Raw genomic sequence first — 21,851 nt, forward strand, 5'->3', positions numbered from 1 at the left:
GGTGTGCGCGGCACGGCGTTCCACTGGCAGTGCAACCGGCGGTGATAAAGAATCACAGACAGGGAGCATCCGCAGATGCTGGAGGCCATGGTGACACTGCGCGTCGCGATCGTCGGGTCGGGCCCGGCCGGCATCTACACGGCCGAGGCGCTGGTCAAACAGTCGCAGGACCCCGTCGAGGTGGACGTTCTCGAACGCCTGCCGACACCGTATGGGCTGGTCCGCTATGGCGTGGCGCCCGACCACACGTCGATCAAGTCGATCGCCGGCTACCTGCGCAGGGTTCTGGAGACCCCGGGGGTGCGCTTCCTGGGCGGCGTCGAACTGGGCGCCGACCTGTCGGCGGACGACCTGCTGTCCTGCTACGACGCCGTCGTCTACTGCACGGGCGCGATGGTCGACAGGCACCTCGGAGTCCCGGGCGAGGACCTGCCGGGCAGCGTCGCGGCGACCGACTTCGTCAACTGGTACTGCGGCCACCCCGACGTCCCGCCGGACACGTTCTCCCTCGACGCGGAGGAGGTCGTCGTCATCGGCGTCGGCAACGTCGCCGTGGACGTGGTGCGGATCATGGCGAAGACGGCCGACGAGCTGCGCGGCACGGACGTGCCCGAAGAGGTGCTCGACCGGCTGGCCGCCTCCAAGGTGAAGCGGATCCACATGGTCGGCCGGCGCGGGCCCGAGCACGCGAAGTTCACCCTGAAGGAGCTGCGGGAGCTCGGCGAGCTGCTGAACGCCGACGTCCTCACCTATCCCGACGAGGTCGCGGTCGCGGACCTGACCACGCTGTCGCGCCAGGTCAGGGGCAACGTGGACGTGCTGCGGTCGTGGTCGGAGCGCAAGCCTTCCGACCGGCCCCGCCGCCTGGAGGTGCGTTTCTGGCTGCGCCCGGTGGAGATCCTCGGCGTGTCCCGGGTCGAGGGCGTACGGCTGGAGCGGACCCGGCTGGAGAACGGGCGGGTCGTCGGGACCGGCGACTTCGAGACGATCCCGGCGGACATGGTGATGCGCTCGGTGGGCTACCAGAGCGTGGCGCTGCCCGGGGTGCCGTTCGACCCGGCGACGATGACGGTGCCGAACGTCGCCGGCAAGGTGACCGACCGGCAGTACGTCGCGGGCTGGCTCAAGCGCGGGCCGACGGGCGTGATCGGGACCAACAAGTCCGATGCCGCCGAGACCGTGCGCACGCTGCTCGCCGAGGTGGTGCCGGGAACGGCGACCGCCCGGCTGGACGACCTGCTCGCCGCGCGCGGGCTGAGCCCGGTGACGTACGAGGACTGGCTGGCGATCGAGGCCGCGGAGGCGGCGCTGGCCGGCAGCCTCGGGAGGGGCGAACGGGTGAAGCTGGTGGGCAGGGACGCGATGCTGAACGCGTGCGGCCGGCTCTCCCGCCCAGGCGGCGCGTCCTGACAAGGACCGGGGCCTGACAAGGCCGCGTCCTGGCGGGTGCCGGGTCCTGATGAGGGCGCGCCCTGACGAGTGCCGCGTTTCTGGCGGGTGCCAGGCTCTGGCGGGTGTCGATTTCTCGCGGGTGCCGGGTGCTGACGGGGGCGCGCCCTGACGAGTGCCGCGTTTCTGGCGGGGCCGAGCGCTCACGGGCGCCTCCTGACACGGCTCGTTGGGGTCACGTCCTGAACGGGCGTCTCGTCCTGACGGGGCGTCTCGTCCTGACGGGGTGGCGTGGTCAGGACCAGTGGGCCGGCCGGTGGTAGCGCCCTCCGTCGCGGCCGGGCACGAGATCGGGCAGTTGCGACTGCCTGACGAGCGCCTCGCCGAGAGGAAACCAGGCGTCGCTCGCGAGGCGAAGGCCGTCCGAACGTCTGCCGGGCGGGAAGACGGTGACGACCCGGGTCTTGCCGCCGCGCCGGGCGTCCACCTGACGCACCGCCTCGATGGCCGCGCACAGGTCGGAGTCGGCCGAAAGCAGCAGCACCATGTCGACCCGGTCGAGGGCGACGTCGCCGACCATCGCGGCGGCCAGCGCGACGTCGGACTGCTTCTCCTCGTAGGTCCGCCGGGAGACGCCGCAGGCCCGGCAGGAGGCCCGCTGCTCCTGGAACCGCCCCAGCACCACCTCGACCCCCAGGCTCTCCAGGACCGCGAGGTAGGTCTTCTGCCGCAGCAGCGCGGCCGGCTCGCCGCGCACGTGGGCGCTGAAGTAGCGGACGGTCGCAAGCGTCTGCCCGGACCTCAGCAGCCGGCCCGCCAACGCATGGAGATCGAGCCAGAGATAGCGGCGTCCCCGCAGGGAGCGCAGTCCGTAGTAGAGGTTGAACCCGTCCACGTAGACCCCGACACGCAGGACCTGGGGAACGGGGTTGTCGCGCAACGCCATCATCTCCTAACATGGAGTCACCGCGCCCGGGGTTACGTCCCCGGGCTCTACGGCCCCCGGCAGGGGGCCGTTTCTTTTTCCCCCACCGATTCGATCACCTGTTCGATCGGCCGTTCGAGGAAAAGAATAGCCAACCGAACGTGGTCGCGCAGCGACGTTGTGTGATGAGGTCTTCGTGGCGAGGGCTTCTGCGAGGATCGTCCCTATGGAGACGACGCTGACCGGCCCAGGCGGCCTGCTCGACGGCCTGCTCGACGGCTTCGCCGGGACCCATGACGAGCAGCTCGCCCGCTTCCCCGTAAGGGAGCCCGCGTGGCAGCCGGTGCACACGGTGTATGTGCCCGCGGACCGGGTGACGGCGGAGATCGTCCAGCAGTGGCGGCACGCCGCGACCGATCTCCTCCACCGGCTCCTGTTCACCCCAACCGAGCTGGCCGAGCTGTTCGATCTCGACCTCGAGCTGGCCCAGCCCGTGCACGACCGGGTGCGCAGGAAGCTGCACGCCGAGCCGATCGAGGACCTGCGGATCGACTTCGAGGACGGCTACGGCACGCGCTCCCCCGAGGAGGAGGACGGGCACGCCGAGTCGGCGGCGGCGGCGGTGGCCGCGATGCACGAGGCGGGCACGCTGCCCCGCAGGTGGGGGCTGCGGGTGAAGTCGTTCGCCGACGGCGACCCCGTGCGCTCGGTGCGCACGCTCGACGGGTTCCTGACCGGGGTCGTACGGCGGGCCGGCAGGCTCCCCGACGGGTTCACGGTCACGTTCCCCAAGGTCCTCATGGAGGACTACCTGCACCAGTTCGCACGCTGCCTGGAGGCGCTGGAGCACGGGTTGCGCCTGCCCCCGGGCACCCTGCGCTTCGAGATGCAGGTGGAGGCCCCGCAGACCGTGCTCATGCTCCAACGCTCGGCCGACCTGGTGCCCTCGCTGTGCGGCCGGCTGGCGGCCGCCCACTTCGGCGTGTTCGACTACACGGCCGCGCTCGGGCTGCCCCCGGACGAGCAGCGGCTCGACCACCCGGCCTGCGACCACGCGCGGCACGTCATGCAGACGGCGCTGTCGGGGACGGGCGTGGAGCTGTCGGACGGCTCGCTGGCCGCGGCCCCGGCCTCGGACGCGGCGGCCGACGTGCACGCCCTCCTGCGCAGGCACTCGGCGCTGGTGTCGCACTCGCTGGCGCACGGCTTCTACCAGGGCTGGGACATGCACCCCTCGCACCTGGTCAGCCGCTTCGCGACCGTCTACGCCTTCCACCTGGCCTGCTACGAGAAGTACGCCGACCGGGTGCGCGCGTGGCAGGAACGGCGCGCGGCCTCGGGGGGCGTGCTGGACGAGCCGGCGACGATCAGGACCCTGGTCGCCGCCCTGGCCCGGGCCGACCGCGCTCTCTGCTGAGACCGGTCCCTCTGCCGACACCGGGCCCACCACGGCCTCTGCCGAGACCGGCCGGCCATGGCCCCCTGCTGCCCCCGGCCGGCCGCGCCCACCCTGGACAGTACGCACGGGATTTGCCATATCGGCAAGGTTCCTTGCCGCCTTCGCCACCTGTGCCGCACTGTGGGCCCGACGTCGACAGCAGACGCCGACACGGGAGGCAGAGGTGGACGAGAAGAAGTACGACGTGGTCGTGGTGGGCGGCGGCCCGGCGGGGCTCAGCGGAGCCCTGGCGCTGGCGCGGGCCCGGCGGTCGGTGCTGGTGGTGGACGCGGGAGAGCCGCGCAACGCCCCGGCCGCGCACATGCACAACTACCTCGGCCTGGACGGCACGCCACCCGCCGAGCTGCGGGCGGCCGGGCGCGAGGAGGTGATCGGGTACGGCGGTGAGGTCGTCACCGGGCGGGCCGAGACGGCCACGCGGGAGGGCGACGGCTTCCTCGTGACGCTGGACGACGGCCGCGCCGTCCGGGCCCGCCGGCTGCTGGTGGCGACCGGGGCCGTGGACGAGCTGCCCGACGTGCCGGGCCTGGCCGGGCGGTGGGGCCGCGACGTGCTCCACTGCCCCTACTGCCACGGGTGGGAGGTGCGCGACCGGCGCATCGGCGTGCTGGCCATGGGGCCGCTCTCCGTCGAGCAGGCCCTTTTGTGGCGGCAGTGGAGCGACGACGTGGTGTTCCTGGCCCACCACTGCCCCGCGCCGTCCGAGGAGGATGCCGAACGGCTCGCCGCGCGGCGGATCCCGGTCGCCGAAGGCCCCGTCACGGGGATCGAGGTGACCGGTGACGCGCTCACCGGGGTGCGGCTGGCCTCCGGCGAGGTCGTCGCGCTGGACGCGCTGGTCGTCGGCGCACCGCTCACCACCCGGTCCCAGGTGCTGGAGTCACTCGGGCTCAAGCCGGTCGAGGTGGAGCTCGGCGGCCACCTGGCGGGCACCCGGATTGCCGCTGAGCCGACCGGCGCGACCGCCGTGCCGGGGGTCTACGTGGCGGGGAACGTGACGGACGTACGCGCCGTGGTGATCGCGTCCGCCGCCGCGGGCCTGGCCGCAGGGGCGGCGATCAACGCGGACCTCGTCGCCGAGGAGACCCGTGAGGCCGTCGCGGCCTACCGCGACGACATGCGCACGATGTTCGAGGAGGCGGCCTGGGAGGAGCGCTACCGCTCCCGGCCGGCGATCTGGAGCGGCGACCCCAACCCGCAGCTCGTCGCCGAGGCCGCGCAGCTTCCTCCGGGCCGGGCCCTCGACGTCGGCAGCGGTGAGGGCGCCGACGCCGTCTGGCTCGCCACGAGGGGCTGGCGGGTGACGGGAGCCGACATCTCCGCCACGGCGCTGGAGCGGGCCGCCGCCCACGCCGTCGACGCGGGCGTCGCCGACCGCACCGAGTGGGTGCGCGCGGACCTGCGCGACCATGTCTTCCCCGAGGGCGCGTACGACCTGGTGTCCGCGCAGTACATGCACCTGCCGGGTGAGGCCAGGCGGACGCTGTTCGCCCGGCTGGCGGCCGCGGTGGCTCCGGGCGGCACCCTGCTGATCGTCGGGCACCACCCGTCCGATCTGGTGACCAGGGTCCGGAAGATGCACTTCCCGCAGATGATGTTCACCGCCGAGGAGGTCGCGGCGTCGCTCGATCCGGCCGAGTGGGAGATCGCGGCGGCCGAGGCCCGGCCGCGCACGGCGGTCGACCCGGAGGGCCACGAGGTCACCAGCCGCGACGCCGTCCTGGTCGCCCGACGCCGCGCCTGAGTCTCGGCGCCGGACGGTCAGGGCCGGACGGTCAGGGCCCGACGGTCAGGGCCGGACGGTCAGGGCCCGACGGTCAGGGCAGAGTGGCCAGAGCCAGGTGGCCAGGGTGGCCAGAACCGGGTGGCCAGAGCCAGGCGCTCAGAGCCGGTCCACGATGCCGCGCCAGCGCCTGACGAGGCCCGGGTCGACCGGCTCCTGCCAGGAGCCCCGTACGGCGGTGCCAACATGGAAAGCGCGGATGCCGTAGTCGAGCAGGACCGGCACGTGCTCCTCGCGCAGGCCGCCGCCCGCGAGCACCAGCGAGGCGTCCCCCGCCTCGGCCCGCGCGCGTAACACGCCGAGGCCGCTGCCGACCCCCTCGGGCAGGCCCGACGTGAGGACGGTCGCCAGGTTCGGCAGCAGCCGTACGGCACGCCAGGCGGCCCGGACGTCGGCGGCGTTGTCCACGGCGCGGTGGAAGGTCCAGGGCAGCGGCGAGACCGCGTGGATCAGCGCGTCCGTCGCCTCCCTGTCGACCGACCCGTCCTCGGAAAGGAAGCCGAAGACGAAGCCCGCCGCGCCGGCCTCGGCGAGTTCCTTGACGTGGCCGCGCAGCCGGTCGAGCTCCTCCGGGGACACGGTGAACCCGGCGTTGCAGCGGAGCATGACCATCTGCGGCAGCCCACACTCGCGTGCGATCGCCGCGACGAGGTCCGCCGAGGGGGTGAGCCCGCCCACGTCCATGCCGGACACGATTTCCAGGCGGTCCGCTCCGCCCTCCTCGGCGGCCACGGCGTCACGCACGTCGAGCGCGATCACTTCAAGGAGGGATCCCGTCATGAAGTGAACAGTATCCGGTCCCTTTGCGGGGCCTCACGGCATCCGCCCTGTTCAGCACTCGATCAACTCGTTGTGAGCGGTGATGTCAAGAACTCTCCAGGCTTGCACCGCATGTCCCGAGCGCTGGGCCGGCACCATCGGCGTGCGCCGACGGGACGGCGCGGCCGGGATCGCGGCGCCGGCGTCCCGCTCGAACAGCGCGCCGGAGGCGCGATGCGGCAGGTCGACGGTGCGGACGTGCCGGAAGCCCGCCTTCTTGTAGTACGCCTGCAGGCGGGCGTTGTCCTTGGCGCAGTCGAGCCGCAGGTAGGGCCGGTCGTGCGCGGCGGCCCGCAGGGCTGCCCAGTCGAGCAGCACCTCCCCCAGTCCCTGGCCCGAGCATGTCCTGCTCACGGCGAGTTTGTGGACGTAGAGCGCGTCGCCGGGGCGGTCGGCGGGGGTCCAGAACTCGGGGTCGGCGTGGCCGTCCACGGCGATCGTGGCGGCCGGCTCCGGGGAGCCGTCGTCCAGGAGATACATGACGCCCGCGCCGATGAGCGGCTCGATGCGCTCGGCGGGGAAGCCCCCGGCGGGCCACTGCCGGACGCCGAGGCCGTTCAGCCATCCGGCGGTGCGCGTCAGCAGGGCGAGGACCCCCTCAAGGTCGGCCGGGGTGGCGCGACGCAGCGTGAGTTCCATAACAAGATCCAGGGTGTTCGCGGGCATGCCTGATTCCTTTCGTGCCGACGGCGGCGATTTGATCACTGAGAGTGACGGCTGGATGCCGTACAGCGTCCGTCCGGGAGACGGCGGGCCCGCTAGGGCGCGCGGGTTCTGCGCGGTCCCCTGCCGGGGTCAGGACGGGAATCGCGGAAGCGGCCCTCCGGAGGAGGGCCCGTCGGCCGGGGACGCCCGCTCAGGCCAGAGGGCGTCCGGGCCTCGTCAATGACGTTCCAGCTCGTATCGGATCAGATGCTTGTCTGCGGGCAGCACGGACACGGCGACGCGGACGGGCGTGTCGTCGGCGTCGTAGCCGACCCGGGTGTGGACGACGACCGGAGTGCCGGGCTCAAGCTGGAGCCGCGACGACTCGTCGGATGTCGGCATGCGGGCCGAGAGGTCGTCGATCACACGTACCTGGAGATGACCCAACTCCTCCAGCACCCGGTTGGCCCCGCGCGTGATGTCGCCGGGCCGGGCGATCTCGGAGTCCCCCACGATCTCCAGGGGGAAGTAGGAGTCCAAGGTGTTGTACGGCTGGCCGTCGACGAAGCGCAGCCGGCGGCGCACGACGGCCAGCGCGCCGTCGGCGAGGGCGAGGCGGGTGGCCACGTCCTCGGGCGGCTCGACGATCGAGACCTCGATCCGCTGGTCCGCCGTACGTCCTTCGGAGCGGACCGCGTGCACGAACGTGTCGAAGCGCCGCCCCTCCTGGTCGTACGGGAGGAACTCGTCCTGGGGGCGCATGAGGAGCGGGCGGCGCTCGCGTACGAACGTTCCACGCCGGCGCATCCGCAGGATGAGACCCTCGTTCTCCAGCTCGCCCAGGGCCAGCCGCACGGTGTTGCGGCTGACGCCGTGTGCCTCCATGAGGTCGGCCTCGGTCGGAATCTGGTCGCCCGGCGCGAGTTCGCCCGCATAGATGGCCCTGCGTACTTCGGCGGCCACCTGCTGGTAGAGCGACGATCGTGCCATCTTTCCTCAATCCACCCTTTTGTTCCAACAAATCTAGAGGATCTCGGTCTACCGGGAAACAACCCCTTGACCAGAGCCCACCCAGCCGCGCATTATCCAAACGTTGGTACAAATCCATCCAATGGAGGGACACGTGAGGGCGGTCGGTGCGAGAACGCCGAACTCGCCCTGGCGCGAGCCCCCAACCCGGACCCACAGAGGCCGGGCCTGCAGAGCCCAGACCTACCAGAGCGACGGGAGCGGCATGTCAGAGCTGTCGGTATCCACCGACATGACCGCCTTGTGCGGGAACGGCGTGACATGCCCGAACATGCGGTACGACAGCGCGCCGGAGCGTCCGGTCGAGAACGGCCGCTCCCCACAGACTCCGCGCGAATGAACGAGGTCTCGACCCCAACCCTCGCCGGGGTCGAGGTCTCGCGCCGGGGCGGAGCGCGTCCTGGCGGGTCCCCCACGCCCGCCAGGACGCGCCACCGTTAGAAAGCCCCGCTGAGCAGCCACCGCCGAGCAGCCACCGTCAATCGGCCACCGCTGATCACGCGCAGGGAATGCATCGACTCCGGCCCTCCTTGACTTCATGGGGAGGCGACCGAGGAGGCACGTGCGCGATGAGCATCCCTGTGGCCCGGAAGGTCGGCCGTGACGGCGCCAGGAGAATTCCGGCCGTCAATCCCCAGCATTTCAGGAACGTCCTCGGCAGGTACGCCGCCGGCGTCGTGGCCGTCACCGCGATCGACCCGGAAACCGGGGAGCCGTGCGGCCTGGCCGTCAACTCTTTCACGTCCGTGAGCCTCGACCCGCCGCTGGTGTCGTTCTGCGTCTCGCGGGCCAGCACGAGCTGGCCGCGCCTGAAGGCCGCGCCCGCCCTGTGCGTCAACGTGCTCGCCGACCACCAGCGGCAGGTGTGCGACCGGCTCGCCGTCCCCGGCGGGGACAAGTTCGCGGGCCTGTCGTGGGCACTGTCCCCCGCGGGCGCGCCCGTGCTGGACGGCGCGCTCGCCTGGATCGACTGCGCGGTGGACGCGGAACACCCGGCCGGCGACCACGTGATCGTCGTCGCCCGGGTCACCGGGCTCGACCGGCACGACGACGGCGGCCCGCTGGTGTTCTTCCGCGGAACGTACGGCGGTTTCCGGGCCTGACGCGGAACCGACCGGTCGGTATGCTGCCCGCATGACTCTGTTCTCGGTGGAAGGCAAGACGGTCGTCGTCACGGGCGGGTCCCGGGGCATCGGGAAGATGATCACGCGGGGGTTCCTCGACGCGGGCGCCACCGTCTACATCTCCTCACGGAAGAAGGACGAGCTGGAGGCCACGGCCGCCGAGCTGGGCTGCCACGCCGTACAGGCGGACCTGTCCACCTCCGACGGCGTCGAGACGCTGGTGCAGGCGGTGTCGGAGCGGGAGAGCCGGCTCGACGTGCTCGTCAACAACGCGGGGGCGAGCTGGGGCGCGCCGCTGGAGGAGTATCCGGAGCACGCCTTCGACAAGCTCTGGAACATCAACGTCAAGGGCGTCTTCTTCCTCACCCGCCGCTTCCTGCCCCTGCTGCGCGCCGCCGCGTCGCCCGGCGACCCGGCCCGCGTGATCAACATCGGGTCGATCGACGGGCTCCGGGTGCCGTTCATGGAGAACTACGCCTACTCGGCGGCCAAGGCGGGCGTCCACATGCTGACCCGGCATCTGGCCCGCCAGCTCGCCCGGGAGTCGATCACGGTCAACGCGATCGCGCCCGGGCCGTTCGAGTCGAAGATGATGGCCTTCGCGCTCGACGACCCCCAGATGCGCGGCGCGATCGAGAGCAACGTCCCGCTGGGCCGCATCGGCAGGCCCGACGACATGGCGGGCGCGGCGATCTTCCTGGCCTCCCGGGCCGGCTCCTACCTGACCGGCACCGTGATCCCCGTCGACGGGGGCATCTCCGCCTAACGTGGTCACCATGTGGCAGGTGGCGGTGTGCGGGCCGGGCGAGTGCACCCCGCAGGAGGCCGAGGCGGCCCACGCCGTGGGCCGCCTGCTGGCCGGGCGCGGCGTGGTCGTGCTGTGCGGCGGCTATGGCGGGGTGATGGCCGCCGCGGCGGCGGGCGCGCGGGAGGCCGGGGGCGTCGTGGTCGGCGTCCTGTCCGGCCGCGACCGCGCCGGGGCGAGCCCGGACCTCACCGTGGCCCTGCCGACCGGCCTGGGCGAGGCCCGCAACGCGCTGATCGTGCGGGCCGCCGACGCGGTCGTGGTCGTCGGCGGCTCCTGGGGCACGCTGTCCGAGCTGGCGCTCGCCCAGCGGGGCGGCACGCCCGTGATCACCCTCGGTGGGTGGCGGGTCCTCGACGCCGAGGGCCTTCCCGTGCCCGGTCCGGTGTCCGCCGCCGACCCGGCCGACGCCGTACGGCTGGCGCTCGCCGCCGCGGAGCGGGCGCTCAGCCCTTGAGCATCTCGGCGAGGGCCTCGGCGAACAGGTCGGGCGCGGCCAGCTCGTGCCGCAGGAAGAGGTAGGGCTCGGTGAGCTCCAGCTCGATCAGCACCGGCTCGCCGTCCGGCATCCGCACCAGGTCCACCCGGGCGTACAGCAGGGTCTCCGGCACGGCGGCCAGCACCCGCTCCGCGAGGGCGAACTGGTCGTCGTCCGGGTCGCGCAGCGTGGCGCGGTTCTCCGCGGTCTCGGCCACCCCGGTGAGCATCGGGTGCCGGCGTACGGCATGGCTGAACTGTCCGCCGAAGTACAGCAGCGACAGCTCGCCCTCCTGCTCGACGGACGGGACGTACGGCTGCACCATGACCGTGCGGCCGGCGGCGAGCAGCGTCGCCGCGTGGCTCTCGGCGGCGTTCCGGTCCGTGGTGCGGATGGTGTCGCGCGCCCCCGCCGAGACGGCGGGCTTCACCACGTATTCGTCCCATTCGGGCAGCTCCGTACCCGGCTCCGCCCAGTGCGTCGGCACTGTGGGCACGCCGAGCGTGCGCAGGTAGGTCTTGTCGGTGTTCCACTCGATCACCGGCGCGGGGTTGAGCAACCGCGTCACCGACCCCACCCGGTGGGCCCAGGCGACGAACTCGTCCCGATAAAGGATGTAGTCCCAGGGCGAGCGAACCACCGCCGCGTCGAAGTCCGACCAGTCGACGCGGGGATCCCTCCAGTTCACCGGCGAGCCCTCGATGCCGGCCCCGAGCCAAGCGGTGAGGGCGGTCTCCCGCTCGTCGTCCTGCTCGGCGGCCGGATGGTCCGTGGTGACGTAGGCGACCTTCATTACGCTCCCATTCGCATGTCAGCAGTGACCAATGCTATGGGCAATGTCAGGCGAGGCCGGCGAGCACCTCGGCCGCCGCCTGGCCGCAGACCCGGGCGGCACCGTGCGTGGCGATGTGCACCGCGCCCAGGTCCGTACGGCCCGGCAGCCCCATCTCGACCACGACGCCGTCCGGCCGGGCGGCCAGCAGGCTCTCCAGCAGGTCCGTCTGCCAGGGGTGCCGGTGGGCGTCCCGCACCACGACCACGAGGGGCCGGTCGGCGGCCTGGCGCAGCATCGTGCCGGCGACGCCGTTGTGCACGTCCGGCTGCCGCAGCCGGGTGACCGTGGTGCCGGGCAGCAGCTTGCCCAGCGGCTCCCCCGCGCCCCACGGCATGTCCTTGTCGATCGCGAGGTTGGTCTCCGGCGCCAGCTCCACCACGTGCGGGGCGGCCGTCAGCGGCAGCGGGCCGTCCGCGCGGTGCCGGGTCACCCGTACGGCCCGGCGGGCGGCGACCAGCCCGGCCTCGTCCCTGCCGTCGTCCCCTCCCTCGTCTCGGCCGTCGTCCACGGGTTGGGCGGCCTGCGCCTGCCAGGCGGTCAGGGCGCGCACCCGCGCGGCGGCGTCGGCGAGCCGCTCCTCCGGCAGCCTGCCCTCGGTCACCGCGTCCGCGACGGCGGCGCGGATGTGCTCGTAGGTCGCCTCGTCGGCGTTCTCCCCGCCCACGCAGACGGCGTCGGCCCCGGCCGCGACCGCCATCGCGCTCGCGCCGCCCAGGCCGTACCGGCCCGACACGGCGGCCATCTCGATTCCGTCGGTGACGATGAGGCCCTCGAAACCCAGCTCCTCGCGCAGCAGGCCGGTGAGGACGCGGGGGCTGAGCGTGGCCGGCAGCTCCTCGTCGTACGCCGTGACCAGCAGGTGGCCGGTCATGATCGAGCGCACGCCCTCGTCGATGGCCACCCGGAACGGCCACAGCTCGACCTCGGCCAGCTCCTCGCGGGAGACCGTGACGCGCGGCACGCCGTGGTGGGAGTCGACCGACGTGTCGCCGTGCCCGGGGAAGTGCTTGGCGCAGGCCGCCACGCCGGTGGACTGCAGGCCGCGGATCCAGGCGGCCGTGTGCCGCGCGACGAGCAGCGGATCGGCGCCGAACGACCGCAGGCCGATGACCGGATTGTCGGGATTGGAGTTGACGTCGGCGGCCGGGGCGAAGTCGATGTTCACTCCCACCGCGCGCAGGTCCCGCCCGATGCCGCGGGCCACCCGCTCGGTCAGGTCCACGTCGTCCACGACACCGAGGGCGTAGTTGCCCGGCCGCGAGCTGCCCGTGCGGGCCTCCAGCCTCGTCACCTCCCCCGCCTCCTCGTCTATGCCGATCAGGATCTCGGGGTTCTCCGCGCGCAGGGCCGAGGTCAGCGCGGCGAGCTGGGCCGGGGTGTCGACGTTCCGGGAGAACAGCACCACACCGGCGAGCCCGCCGGCGAGCCGCCGCCGCACCCAGTCGGGTGCGGTGGTCCCGGTGAAGCCGGGCAACAGGACCGTGTCGGCCAGACGGAGCAGGTCAGGGCTTCGCTTCATGCTGCGCCCACATGGCATCGCTCAGGCATGCCCCGCAATCTAATAGGAAAGTTTCCTATTTGCTAGGGGGCGGGCCTGGGTTGTCGCCCTGGATCACACGTCGGTGCGGTGGAGCCGGTTCTCCTTCACCTCGAAGCCCGCGATGGTCGTCAGTGGCGCGCCGGGACGGTCCACGAAGGCCACGGCCCGGTAGTCCGCGCGGAAGTTCTCCATGTCGGCCGCACAGGACACGTAGCCGTGGCGGCTGTCGAAGAACGCGATGTGCGGATTCAGCGAGAGGATCTCGCTTGCGTCGGTGATGCCCGGCGCGCTCGTCACCGACGGCCCGACGAACTCGACCCCGAGGGCGCGCGAGGCCGGATCGGCCCAGTCGGCGCGCACGTCGCTCGCGTACGCGCTGTGCACGTCGCCGCTCAGCACGACCATCCCGTCGGGGGCGGCGGCGAGCACGCGGGCCCGCGAGTCCGGGTAGCCGTCCCAGGCGTCGGCGCTGACGGCTTCGAGCGGGAACCTGCGCTGGGAGAAGAAGACCGCCTGCGCGAGCACCTTCCACCGGGCCGTCGATCCGCGCAGCCGGCCGGTCAGCCACTTCTCCTGCTCGGCGCCGAGCATGTCCCGCCCCTCGCGATACTGCCGCGTGTCGGCGAGCAGGAAGTCGGCCACCCGGCCGTACGGCCGCCAGCGGTAGTTCTGCAGCGCGGAGCCGGACGGGTGGACGCGCAGCGGCTGGTGCTCGTAGTAGGCCTTGAACGCCGCGGCCCTGCGCTTGAGGAAGGCGGCGGGGCTGCCGCCGTCGCCGGGCAGCGCGCCGGCCCAGTTGTCGCGGACCTCGTGGTCGTCGGGGATCGCGACCCACGGCGCGGCGGCATGGGCGGCCTGCAGGTCCGGGTCCATCTTGTAGCGGGCGTAGCGGTTGCGGTACGCGCCGAGCGTCGTGCACTCGGCCGTCGACTCCAGCGGGCGCACCCAGCGGCCCGGCTTGGGGTTCTTCGGCTTGCCGTACTCGTAGATGTAGTCGCCGAGGTGGAGCACCAGGTCGGGGCGCTCGGCGGCGAGGTGGCGCAGCGCGGTGAAGTAGCCGTGCTCGTAACGCTGGCAGGAGACGAAGCAGAACCGGACGGGGGCGGTCGAATCGGAAGCGGGCGCGGTCCTGGTGCGACCCACCGGACTGACGTGTCCCTCGATGGAGAAGCGGTAGAAGTAGTCGGCCGCGGGCCGCAGCCCGGCGACGCGTACGTGCACGCTGTGCGCCCAGTCCGGCTGCGCGGGCGCGGTGCCCGACTGGACGATCCTCTTGAACTTGTCGTCCTCGGCGAGCTCCCACCGTACGCTCATCGCCCGGTTGGGCATGCCGCCGGGCTGTGTCGGATGCAGTGGCTCGGGGGCCAGGCGGGTCCACAGGATCACGCCGTCGGATAACGGCTCTCCTGATGCCACCCCCAAGGTGAACGGATACCCCATTTTCGCCATGGGTTCGATCCTGCCCTACCGATCCCGCCCGTGCGGGGAGGTCGTACGAGGCGAGAATGTGAACAAGCTCTTGCTCGACAGTCATAATGGGAGCCGTGAACCAGCGTAAGGACTCCGGCGGCACGGCCGCGCCGGTCAGGGCGAAGCGGGGGACGGCGGGTTCGGCGTCCGAACGGCGTGACCACCTTGTCAAGCTCGCCGCCGAGTTGTTCGCACGCAAGGGCTTCCAGGCCACCACGGTGCGGGAGATCGCGCTGGAGGCGGGCATCCTGTCCGGCAGCCTCTACCACCACTTCGACTCCAAGGAGACGATCGTCGACGAGGTGCTCCGCACCTTCCTCGAGGATCTGATCGCCCGCTATCGCGCGGCGCTGGGCACGCACACCGACCCGCGCTCGATCCTCGCGGAGATGGTCCGCATCGGCTTCGGCACCCTGGAGGACCACCGGGCGGCCATCACGGTCATGCAGAACGACTGGAACTACCTGCGTTCGCTGCCCGGAGACCGGTTCGACTACCTGGTGCGGGCCGAGGACGAGGTCGAGCGCCTGTGGGTGGAGCAGATCACGAGCGGCCAGGCCATCGGCCAGTTCCGTCCCGACGTCGATCCCAAGCTCACCTATCGGATGATCCGCGACACGATCTGGGTGACCGTGCGCTGGTTCCGTCCCGGCGGCAGGCTCGACACCGACGCCCTTGCCGACCACTTCGTCAAGCTGCTGTTCGACGGCCTGGCGACCGGAGAGCGGGCGAGCCAGCCGTGATGACACTCCTCAAGGCCGTACGGCTCGCGCTGACCGAGCTCGCCGACCCCGCCCGGGCCGCGGGCATGCGGTCGTACATGAAGTCGGACATGCCGTTCCTCGGGGTCCCGGCGGTGCCGCGGCGGGCCGCGCTGCGCAAGGTCTTCAACGAGCACCGGCTCGACAGCGCCCCCGAGTGGCGCAGGGCGGTGCTGGCGCTGTGGCGAGAGGCGGAATACCGCGAGGAGCGCTACGCCGCCATCGAGCTGTCCGCGCACCGCTTCTACCGGTCCTGGCAGACGCTCTACACGATCCCCATGTACGAGGAGATGATCGTCACAGGGGCGTGGTGGGACCTGGTGGACGACATCGCCGTGCACCGGATCGGCACGCTGCTGCGGCTGTATCCCGACAGCATGCGCCGCATGGTGCTGGAGTGGGCGCACGACCCCGACCTGTGGAAGCGGCGCACCGCCATCCTGTGCCAGAACTCCTTCAAGGACCGCACCGACGTCCACCTGCTCTACGCCTGCATCGAGCCCAGCCTGTCGGACACCGACTTCTTCGCCCGCAAGGCGATCGGCTGGGCGCTGCGCGAGTACGCGAAGACCAACCCGCAGGAGGTGCTCCGCTACGTGAAGCACCAAGGCCTCAGCGGGCTGAGCCGCCGTGAGGCGCTGCGCAACCTGCCCGAAGCGTAAGGGCCTGCGGGGAGGGCCGGCGTTCAGGGCCGGTGTTCAGGGCCGGTGTTCAGGGCCGGTGTTCAGGGCCGGTGTTCAGGGCCGGTGTTCAGGGCCGGTGTTCAGGGCCGGTGTTCAGGGCCGGTGTTCAGGGCCGGTGTGTAAGTCGGGCGTGCCAGGGCCGGCGGGTCAGGGCCGGCGGGTCAGCCAGGGCCGGCGGGTCAGAGTCGGTCTCCGAGGAGCCACCGCGCCGCCCGCCGGAGCAGCGTGCGGCGCACCGGGTGGGCGTACGACCGGGTGTCGTGGCCGAGCGCGTCGTACACTACCCTGCCGCCCGCCACGCTCCTCGCCCACAACAGGGGCTGGTCCTCCGAGTACGCCAGCGGCTCCACATCGGGGAGGACGTCGAGGTCGGTGTAGACCTCGTCGGTCACCTCGAAGCCGCTCAGGCCGTCGACGATCGGGTGGCCGGAGCCGAGGCGGATCTTCGCCGGGCCGATCGGCGGATGGTACGACCGGCCCCACCTCCAGGCGCCGCCGATGATCTCGGCCCACTCGGGCCAGTCGTCGAAGCAGAGCGAGGCGGTGTGCACGGCGAGCAGCCCGCCGCCCCTCGCGAGGTGGTCGAGCACCGTCCGCCTCACGGATTCGGGTGTCTCGAAGCGCCAGCGGTCTCGCTCGTCCGCGAAGTCGTCGCCGTCCATCGTCCAGCGGAACGCGTTGACCGTGATGAGGCCGGTCGGCGGGGGCGCGGCCAGGGCGCCGGCGACGTCTTCGGTGATCTCCGACTCGACGCCGATCCCGGCGAGCACGTCCGCGAGGGCGGCGGAGGTGGCCGGGAAGTCGTGGGCCACTCCCCCGGACACGATGAGGTTGCGCGGCATGACAAGCACCTTAGAGCCGGCTTCGGGGCGCCGGATCGCGAGGGCCCGCGCTTCCCAGGACCGCCGCCACCAGATCGGCGGCGGCGTCCTCGTCCGAGCCGAGGTCGGTGAGGCCGCCGACGAGGCTCACGACGACCGCCCGCTGGAAGCACGCTCTTAGCAGGAGCGCCGCCGCGGCGTCGGGCTTCGTCCCCGCCGGGAACCTGCCCAGCCGCTGTTCCTCGGCGAGGTGACGGCCGAGGACCGCGACGGGTATGTGCGGACCGCCGCCGGTGCCCGCGAGCATCTCCCGGAAGCCCTCCCGCAGCGAGGCCTCCGCGAGCAGGCCGGCGATGAGCGGCAGCGACCTGCCGAAGTAGGGATCGCCGCCACGGCGAACTCCCGCAGGCTCGCGGCCGGGTCCCCCTCCCCCAGGGTCGCGCGCAACCGGGCCACCGCGGGGGGGCCAGGGCGGGCATCTGTTCGAGCAGCACCGTGACCTCGACTGAACCGTCGTGCAGCCGCCCCGCCTCACGAACGGACCGGCCACGGGCGCCTACCGCGTCGCCGTCGGCGACAGCGTGCGCGGCGGCACGCGCATCTCCAGGGAGGACCTGGCCCGATACCTGCTCAAGGCGCTGGACGACCCGGACACCGTCCGGCGCATGATCGCCCTCGCCTACTGACGGCTCGGCCGCCGCACCGGCGGACGCTCAGGGCCGGGCGCGGTCGCCCAGCGCGAGCAGGACGTCCCTGAGCTGGTCGGCCAGGGCTCGCATGGCCGGTTCCGGCACGTCGGCCAGCAGCTCCCGGTGTGCCACGGTCGTGGCCAGCGCCAGCTCCTCGGCCTTCTCGACGCCGAGCGGCGTGAGCCGCACCCACGAGCTGCGCCCGTCCGCCGGATCGGGCTCCCGCTCCACCAGCCCCCCGGCGACCAGCCGCTGCAGGATGTTGCTCGTCCCCCCGGTCGTGAGCATCAGGTGAGAGGCGAGCCTGCTCGGCTTGAGCCGGTATGGCCGGCCGGCCCTGCGGAGGGTGGCGAGCACGTCGAACTCCGCGTACGTCAGGCCATGGCGGCCGAGCACCGCCTGCGTGACCTCCTCGATGCGGGACTTGAGCAGGCTGACGCGCTTGACGATCTCCAACTGGACGGTGGCCGCCTCCGGCAGTTCGGCCCGCCACCCTTCGATCATCTCGTCGACCCGGTCCCGCTCTCGCATGCCCTTGAGCTTAGTCCTTCATCCTGATAGCTTTCCAAAAAGCTTTACCAAAAGCATTCGGGAAAGAGGTTTGCGGTATGAAAACGATCATCGTCAACGGCACCGTCGTCGACACCGAACCGCGTCCACACGTCGTGCCGGACGCGACCGTCGTCATCGAGGACGGCGTCATCGTGTCGGTCGAGCCGAGACCCGATGACCGGGCAGAGGACCGGCCGGACGACCGGGCGGGCGACCGGGCGGGCGACTCCGCGGGCGGCTGGGCAGGCGCTTGGGAGGAGGGCACCGAGATCATCGACGCCGCGGGCGGCATCGTGCTCCCCGGCTTCGTGGACACCCACCGCCATGTCTGGCAGAGCGTGCTGCGCGGCATCGCGGCCGACGCGACGCTCGGCGCGTACCTCGACCTGGTCCTCGGCACCCTCACCCCGGCGTTCCGCGCGGAGGACGTGTACGCAGCCAACCTGTGGGGCGCGATCGAGGCGCTCGACGCCGGGGTCACCACCGTGTACGACTGGTCGCACATCCAGCTCACCCCCGGCCACACCGACGCCGCCGTGGAGGCACTGCGCGAGTCCGGCGTACGGGCGGTCTTCGGGTACGCCCATCGGGGAACGGGCGACGCCGACCGCGCGGAGGACGAGGTGCGTCGGGTGCGCTCGGCGCTCCTGCCGTCCGACGACGGCCTGGTCACCCCCGCCCTGGCCGCCTGGGGCCCGGTCTACGGCTCGGTGGAGGCGGCGCGGGCCGACTGGGCGCTCGCCCGCGACCTCGGCCTGCGCGTCAGCCTGCACGCCACCGGCGCGGGCCCGGTCGAACGGCTGCACGACGCCGGCCTGCTCGGCCCGGACGTGCTGTTCGTGCACTGCAACGGCATCCCGGACGAGTCGCTGAAGCTGGTCGCCGGCAGCGGCGGCACGGCCTCGGTGGCCCCGGTGGTGGAGTCGCAGATGGGGCACGGCCACCCTGAGACCGGCAGGCTGCGGTCGTCCGGCATCGCGACGGGGCTCGGCGTGGACACCGTCACCGACGCCCCCGGCGACATGTTCTCGGTGATGCGCGCGGCGTTCGCCGCCGGACGCGCCGGACAGGCGGCGCCGGAGCTCACCGTGTCGGACGTGCTCGCCATGGCGACGATCGAAGGCGCGGCGGCGATCGGGATGGACCACAGGATCGGCTCGCTGCGCCCCGGCAAGCAGGCCGACATCGTGATCCTCGACGCCGCGGCCCCTGGCCTCGCGCCCGTGCACGACCCGGTCGCCGCGATCGTCACGGCGGCCGGCACCGCCGCCGTCGACACGGTGCTGGTCGGCGGGCGGGTCGTCAAGCGCGGGGGCCGACTGGTGGGCGTGGACATGGACCGCGCCCGCGACCTCGCCGTACGCACGGCCCGTCACGTGACCACGCAGGCCAGGACTACATCCGCAAGGTGACTTTTTTGCTCCGGTGACAACCGCCCTTTCGGGTGAGACCTTGAGTCAGGGCCGGGGAGTGTCTGGCAGATGCGGCCCGTCGCGAGCGATGGGTGGGGCGACGACCTGATCCGAGGGGGCGGCGTTATGAACGCCTGGTCGGTACCGGGCTACCGCGAGGTGCGCGAACTCGGCGCGGGCGGCGCCGGGCGGGTCGTGCTGGCGACCTACGTGACCACGGGCGCCTACGTCGCGATCAAGTATCTGCGGGAGGAGCTGCGGCAGGATCGGCGTTTCCTCGCCGGGTTCCGGCACGAGGCCCAGATCATGGTGGAGCTGAACGACCCCAACATCGTGCGCCTCTACGAGTACGTCGAGGCGCGCGATGGCGCGGCGATCGTCATGGAGCTCGTCGACGGGGTCTCGCTGCGCAGGATCCTCTCCGCGCACGGCTCGACCAGCCCGGAGGCGGCGCTGGTCGTGCTGAAGGGCTCCCTCGCGGGTCTGTCGGCCGCGCACGCCGCGGGCATCGTCCACCGGGACTACAAACCGGAGAACGTGCTGATCCAGGCCGACGGCAACAGCAAGCTGTCGGACTTCGGCATCGCGACGCCGAGCGGCTCGCCGGAGACCCCCGCGGGCACGCCGCCCTACATGGCCCCCGAGCAGTGGTCCGGCGAGCCCGCCGGACCGGCCGCCGACGTCTACGCCGCCACCTGCGTCTTCTACGAGTGCCTCACCGGGCGCCGGCCATATCGGGCCGGCGACCTGACGGCGCTGCGCATGCTGCACCGCGGCGCTCCCATCCCGGTGGCGGACGTGCCGAGCTCGGTGCGGGGTCTCGTCACGCGCGGCATGGCCAAGAACCCGGCGGACCGGCCGCCCACGGCACGGGCGTTCATCGCCGACCTGGAGACCGCCGCGACCGCCGCGTACGGATCCGACTGGGAGCAGCGGGGCCGCCGCCACCTGGCCGAGCTCGCGACCCTGCTGGCGCTGACGTTTCCGCTGGCCGCCCCGGCCGAGCCGGTCGAGGCGTCCACGTCCCTCGCCAGGACCGTGCTGTCCGAGCGGCTGGCGCGCTCGGCGCCCCGGTTCGCCATCGGCGCGGCCGTGCTGTCGGCCGCCGCGATCGTGGCGGTGGTCGCGGCCAACCGGCAGACCCCGATGGCCCAGGACACCGTGCTCACCCCGCCGCCGTACAGCGCGCCCGCGGCACTTCCCCCGGCCCCGGACTCGATCGACACGGCCCCGTCCGCCGCGCCCGGCGAATCAGAACCCGGCGAATCCGGCGAGACGATGCCGGACGAGTCGTCGGAGGCCGCGCCCGAGCCGGACGACGCAGCACCGGGCGACGCAGGTTCGTCCGGCTTGGGACCGGGTGGTGCGGGTTCGTCCGGTGCAGCTCCGGGCGGCGCGGATCCGGGTGACGATGCTCCGGGCGACACGGCTCCGGGCGGGAACTCCGGGACGACGCCGCCCGATCTGTCCGGCACTCCGGTGTCGTCGGTGTCCACCGGACCGGCCGTACCACCGACGCCCTCCGTGCCCGGGAGCGCCACCCCCTCCCACATGGGCGCGACCGCGTCGCCCGCGCCGGCGCGGGTGACCGGTCTCGGCATCGCGGCCTTCGACGGCCAGGCCGTCACGGTCGACGTACGGACGAGCACCACGGCCCGGGTCCGGCTCACCGCGCGTTTCGCCTCCGGGCCGTCACGGGACGCGCTCACCGCCGCGCCCGCGCAGACGGTCGCGCTGCGGGGCGCGACGTCCTATCACATCGGCCTGCAGCAGCCCTTCCCCTCTCCGGCCTGCGGCACCACCGTCTATCGGCGGGTCGAGGTGTCCACGGTCCCCGTCGCACAGGCTGGAACCCGTACGCGGACGCGGAAGCTCACCGGGCCGCCCTGCCCGGCCCCCACGGTCGAGCGCGTGGCGATCGACGGCTGGGACGGCAGGACGGCGGCCGTGACGGTGCGGACCTCCGGCAGGGGCCCGGTCAGCGTCTCCAGCGTCTTCACGCGCGACGGACGCGAGGCCACGGCCGACACCCGTACGCTCTCGGGCCGCACGTCCTACTCGTTCACCGTGCCCGCCGGTCTCGGCCCCGTCGAGTGCGGGAGGAGGGCCGTGTTCGGGGTGCGCGTCACGACCGATCCGGCCTATCCCGGTGGGCCGCGCGAGGCCGCAGTGCGGGTCGCCGGCCCCCGGTGCCCGAAGCCGCAGGAATCGCCCTCAGCGCCTCCGAAGGAGAGCCCGGGCCCAGCGGATGACCCGGGCCCGGCGAAGGAGAGCCCGGCTCCAGAAAAGGAGAGTCCCGCTCCGGAGAAGGACCCGGGACCGGCGAAGAGCCCCGAGCCGCCCACGTCCCGCAGCCCCGAGCCGAGGGGCCATGAACCACGCAGCTCCGAGCCGAAGCTCTCCGGTTCGCAGGACGGCCCGCGCCTCCGGTGAACTCCTGACGACGGCGAGCAGCAGGATGGTGAAATATTCACCGCCGTCCTTACGGCCGGTCTTTCACCTGCGCCCCGAAGCGCCTGCTCAATCCGGGAATGCGTGACACGAAGACGAACGAGAGCCGAATCAAGTGTCTTGACATAGCCTGCCGTGCCGAGATTGACTCCCGGCTCCAGGAACGCACCACCCGTCGCTA

At 72.5% G+C, this 21,851-nt stretch carries 21 protein-coding genes; 11 read left to right on the forward strand and 10 right to left on the reverse strand.

The features are described 5' to 3' along the window. Window positions 1-75: 75 nt before the first annotated feature. Window positions 76-1,410 carry an FAD-dependent oxidoreductase gene (locus tag HCK04_RS25555; protein WP_205830694.1) on the forward strand — a complete coding sequence of 445 codons (1,335 nt, stop codon included), beginning with the start codon at window positions 76-78 and terminating at the stop codon, window positions 1,408-1,410. Between the two features lie 274 nt (window positions 1,411-1,684). Here the strand turns inward: HCK04_RS25555 and HCK04_RS25560 are convergent, their stop codons facing one another. Continuing rightward, on the reverse strand, window positions 1,685-2,338 hold the full coding sequence (locus tag HCK04_RS25560; protein ID WP_142649940.1) for an NYN domain-containing protein: 654 nt from the start codon (window positions 2,336-2,338) through the stop codon (window positions 1,685-1,687). Between the two features lie 202 nt (window positions 2,339-2,540). On the opposite strand from HCK04_RS25560, the gene HCK04_RS25565 reads away from it, so the two are divergent. Together HCK04_RS25565 and HCK04_RS25570 are read left to right on the forward strand one after the other, a co-directional pair. Continuing rightward, window positions 2,541-3,731 (forward strand): aldolase/citrate lyase family protein, encoded by a 1,191-nt coding sequence (locus HCK04_RS25565; RefSeq protein WP_142649941.1) that lies wholly within the window; start codon window positions 2,541-2,543, stop codon window positions 3,729-3,731. Between the two features lie 205 nt (window positions 3,732-3,936). After that, entirely contained in the window at window positions 3,937-5,517 is a 1,581-nt protein-coding gene (locus tag HCK04_RS25570) for a bifunctional NAD(P)/FAD-dependent oxidoreductase/class I SAM-dependent methyltransferase (protein WP_142649942.1), read from the forward strand. Window positions 5,518-5,655: 138 nt separating this feature from the next. On the opposite strand, the gene HCK04_RS25575 is transcribed toward HCK04_RS25570, so the two are convergent. From HCK04_RS25575 to HCK04_RS25585, 3 genes are all read right to left on the reverse strand, one after another. Continuing rightward, window positions 5,656-6,336, reverse strand: coding sequence for a copper homeostasis protein CutC (locus HCK04_RS25575; RefSeq protein WP_142649943.1), 681 nt, complete (start codon window positions 6,334-6,336; stop codon window positions 5,656-5,658). 51 nt (window positions 6,337-6,387) lie between these two features. Beyond that, window positions 6,388-7,041: a GNAT family N-acetyltransferase gene (locus HCK04_RS25580; RefSeq protein ID WP_142649944.1), complete on the reverse strand. Its 654-nt coding sequence runs from the start codon at window positions 7,039-7,041 to the stop codon at window positions 6,388-6,390. 216 nt (window positions 7,042-7,257) lie between these two features. Further along, entirely contained in the window at window positions 7,258-8,010 is a 753-nt protein-coding gene (locus tag HCK04_RS25585; protein WP_030510734.1) for a GntR family transcriptional regulator, read from the reverse strand. Between the two features lie 608 nt (window positions 8,011-8,618). On the opposite strand from HCK04_RS25585, the gene HCK04_RS25590 reads away from it, so the two are divergent. Genes HCK04_RS25590 through HCK04_RS25600 form a run of 3 tightly spaced genes read left to right on the forward strand, consistent with a single transcriptional unit; the run spans window position 8,619 to window position 10,435 of the window. After that, on the forward strand, window positions 8,619-9,152 hold the full coding sequence (locus HCK04_RS25590) for a flavin reductase family protein (protein WP_142649945.1): 534 nt from the start codon (window positions 8,619-8,621) through the stop codon (window positions 9,150-9,152). Window positions 9,153-9,183: 31 nt separating this feature from the next. Beyond that, a complete protein-coding gene (locus HCK04_RS25595; protein ID WP_142649946.1) occupies window positions 9,184-9,939 on the forward strand; it encodes an SDR family oxidoreductase in 756 nt (251 codons plus the stop codon). 10 nt (window positions 9,940-9,949) lie between these two features. Beyond that, a complete protein-coding gene (locus HCK04_RS25600) occupies window positions 9,950-10,435 on the forward strand; it encodes a TIGR00725 family protein (RefSeq protein ID WP_142649947.1) in 486 nt (161 codons plus the stop codon). Here HCK04_RS25600 and HCK04_RS25605 read toward each other — a convergent pair. The 3 genes from HCK04_RS25605 to HCK04_RS25615 all read right to left on the reverse strand — a co-directional run bounded on the left by HCK04_RS25605 (window position 10,425) and on the right by HCK04_RS25615 (window position 14,280). Further along, entirely contained in the window at window positions 10,425-11,249 is an 825-nt protein-coding gene (locus HCK04_RS25605; protein WP_142649948.1) for a hypothetical protein, read from the reverse strand. The two genes, HCK04_RS25600 and HCK04_RS25605, sit on opposite strands and share 11 nt — an antisense overlap. A 46-nt stretch (window positions 11,250-11,295) precedes the next feature. Then, window positions 11,296-12,810, reverse strand: coding sequence for a glycoside hydrolase family 3 N-terminal domain-containing protein (locus HCK04_RS25610; protein ID WP_142649949.1), 1,515 nt, complete (start codon window positions 12,808-12,810; stop codon window positions 11,296-11,298). A gap of 93 nt (window positions 12,811-12,903) precedes the next feature. Further along, window positions 12,904-14,280: an alkaline phosphatase D family protein gene (locus HCK04_RS25615; RefSeq protein WP_142649950.1), complete on the reverse strand. Its 1,377-nt coding sequence runs from the start codon at window positions 14,278-14,280 to the stop codon at window positions 12,904-12,906. A gap of 95 nt (window positions 14,281-14,375) precedes the next feature. Here HCK04_RS25615 and HCK04_RS25620 point away from each other — a divergent pair, with 95 nt between their 5' ends. Together HCK04_RS25620 and HCK04_RS25625 are read left to right on the forward strand one after the other, a co-directional pair. Further along, window positions 14,376-15,044, forward strand: coding sequence for a TetR/AcrR family transcriptional regulator (locus HCK04_RS25620; RefSeq protein ID WP_260617401.1), 669 nt, complete (start codon window positions 14,376-14,378; stop codon window positions 15,042-15,044). Beyond that, on the forward strand, window positions 15,044-15,724 hold the full coding sequence (locus HCK04_RS25625; RefSeq protein WP_142649952.1) for a DNA alkylation repair protein: 681 nt from the start codon (window positions 15,044-15,046) through the stop codon (window positions 15,722-15,724). Before HCK04_RS25620 ends, HCK04_RS25625 begins: the two co-directional genes overlap by 1 nt. A 200-nt stretch (window positions 15,725-15,924) precedes the next feature. Here HCK04_RS25625 and HCK04_RS25630 read toward each other — a convergent pair whose 3' ends face one another. Continuing rightward, window positions 15,925-16,587: a ThuA domain-containing protein gene (locus HCK04_RS25630; RefSeq protein WP_142649953.1), complete on the reverse strand. Its 663-nt coding sequence runs from the start codon at window positions 16,585-16,587 to the stop codon at window positions 15,925-15,927. Between the two features lie 10 nt (window positions 16,588-16,597). Further along, window positions 16,598-16,873: a hypothetical protein gene (locus HCK04_RS25635; protein WP_142649954.1), complete on the reverse strand. Its 276-nt coding sequence runs from the start codon at window positions 16,871-16,873 to the stop codon at window positions 16,598-16,600. A 208-nt stretch (window positions 16,874-17,081) separates the two neighbouring features. Between HCK04_RS25635 and HCK04_RS25640 the strand changes: the two genes are divergently transcribed. Then, window positions 17,082-17,252, forward strand: a complete 171-nt coding sequence (locus HCK04_RS25640; protein ID WP_142649955.1) for an NAD(P)H-binding protein — start codon at window positions 17,082-17,084, stop codon at window positions 17,250-17,252. A gap of 27 nt (window positions 17,253-17,279) precedes the next feature. Here HCK04_RS25640 and HCK04_RS25645 read toward each other — a convergent pair whose 3' ends face one another. Beyond that, window positions 17,280-17,786, reverse strand: coding sequence for a MarR family transcriptional regulator (locus HCK04_RS25645; RefSeq protein WP_142649956.1), 507 nt, complete (start codon window positions 17,784-17,786; stop codon window positions 17,280-17,282). Between the two features lie 77 nt (window positions 17,787-17,863). Between HCK04_RS25645 and HCK04_RS25650 the strand changes: the two genes are divergently transcribed. Both HCK04_RS25650 and HCK04_RS41395 read left to right on the forward strand, forming a co-directional pair. Beyond that, a complete protein-coding gene (locus HCK04_RS25650) occupies window positions 17,864-19,219 on the forward strand; it encodes an amidohydrolase family protein (RefSeq protein WP_142649957.1) in 1,356 nt (451 codons plus the stop codon). A gap of 126 nt (window positions 19,220-19,345) precedes the next feature. Next, window positions 19,346-21,652 (forward strand): serine/threonine-protein kinase, encoded by a 2,307-nt coding sequence (locus HCK04_RS41395; protein ID WP_205830695.1) that lies wholly within the window; start codon window positions 19,346-19,348, stop codon window positions 21,650-21,652. Window positions 21,653-21,851: the final 199 nt, after the last annotated feature.

This window comes from Microbispora sp. CL1-1 (assembly GCF_012034195.1).
Classification (GTDB): Bacteria; Actinomycetota; Actinomycetes; order Streptosporangiales; family Streptosporangiaceae; genus Microbispora.

Coding starts and splice junctions, on each gene's coding strand:
- HCK04_RS25610 (WP_142649949.1), bottom strand. CDS start 12,810: ATGAAGCGAAGCCCTGACCTGCTCCGTCTGGCCGACACGGTCCTGTTG.
- HCK04_RS25600 (WP_142649947.1), top strand. CDS start 9,950: ATGTGGCAGGTGGCGGTGTGCGGGCCGGGCGAGTGCACCCCGCAGGAG.
- HCK04_RS25645 (WP_142649956.1), bottom strand. CDS start 17,786: ATGCGAGAGCGGGACCGGGTCGACGAGATGATCGAAGGGTGGCGGGCC.
- HCK04_RS25625 (WP_142649952.1), top strand. CDS start 15,044: ATGACACTCCTCAAGGCCGTACGGCTCGCGCTGACCGAGCTCGCCGAC.
- HCK04_RS25585 (WP_030510734.1), bottom strand. CDS start 8,010: ATGGCACGATCGTCGCTCTACCAGCAGGTGGCCGCCGAAGTACGCAGG.
- HCK04_RS41395 (WP_205830695.1), top strand. CDS start 19,346: ATGAACGCCTGGTCGGTACCGGGCTACCGCGAGGTGCGCGAACTCGGC.
- HCK04_RS25605 (WP_142649948.1), bottom strand. CDS start 11,249: ATGAAGGTCGCCTACGTCACCACGGACCATCCGGCCGCCGAGCAGGAC.
- HCK04_RS25630 (WP_142649953.1), bottom strand. CDS start 16,587: ATGCCGCGCAACCTCATCGTGTCCGGGGGAGTGGCCCACGACTTCCCG.
- HCK04_RS25580 (WP_142649944.1), bottom strand. CDS start 7,041: ATGCCCGCGAACACCCTGGATCTTGTTATGGAACTCACGCTGCGTCGC.
- HCK04_RS25590 (WP_142649945.1), top strand. CDS start 8,619: ATGAGCATCCCTGTGGCCCGGAAGGTCGGCCGTGACGGCGCCAGGAGA.
- HCK04_RS25650 (WP_142649957.1), top strand. CDS start 17,864: ATGAAAACGATCATCGTCAACGGCACCGTCGTCGACACCGAACCGCGT.
- HCK04_RS25615 (WP_142649950.1), bottom strand. CDS start 14,280: ATGGCGAAAATGGGGTATCCGTTCACCTTGGGGGTGGCATCAGGAGAG.
- HCK04_RS25555 (WP_205830694.1), top strand. CDS start 76: ATGCTGGAGGCCATGGTGACACTGCGCGTCGCGATCGTCGGGTCGGGC.
- HCK04_RS25575 (WP_142649943.1), bottom strand. CDS start 6,336: ATGACGGGATCCCTCCTTGAAGTGATCGCGCTCGACGTGCGTGACGCC.
- HCK04_RS25560 (WP_142649940.1), bottom strand. CDS start 2,338: ATGATGGCGTTGCGCGACAACCCCGTTCCCCAGGTCCTGCGTGTCGGG.
- HCK04_RS25595 (WP_142649946.1), top strand. CDS start 9,184: ATGACTCTGTTCTCGGTGGAAGGCAAGACGGTCGTCGTCACGGGCGGG.
- HCK04_RS25635 (WP_142649954.1), bottom strand. CDS start 16,873: ATGCTCGCGGGCACCGGCGGCGGTCCGCACATACCCGTCGCGGTCCTC.
- HCK04_RS25565 (WP_142649941.1), top strand. CDS start 2,541: ATGGAGACGACGCTGACCGGCCCAGGCGGCCTGCTCGACGGCCTGCTC.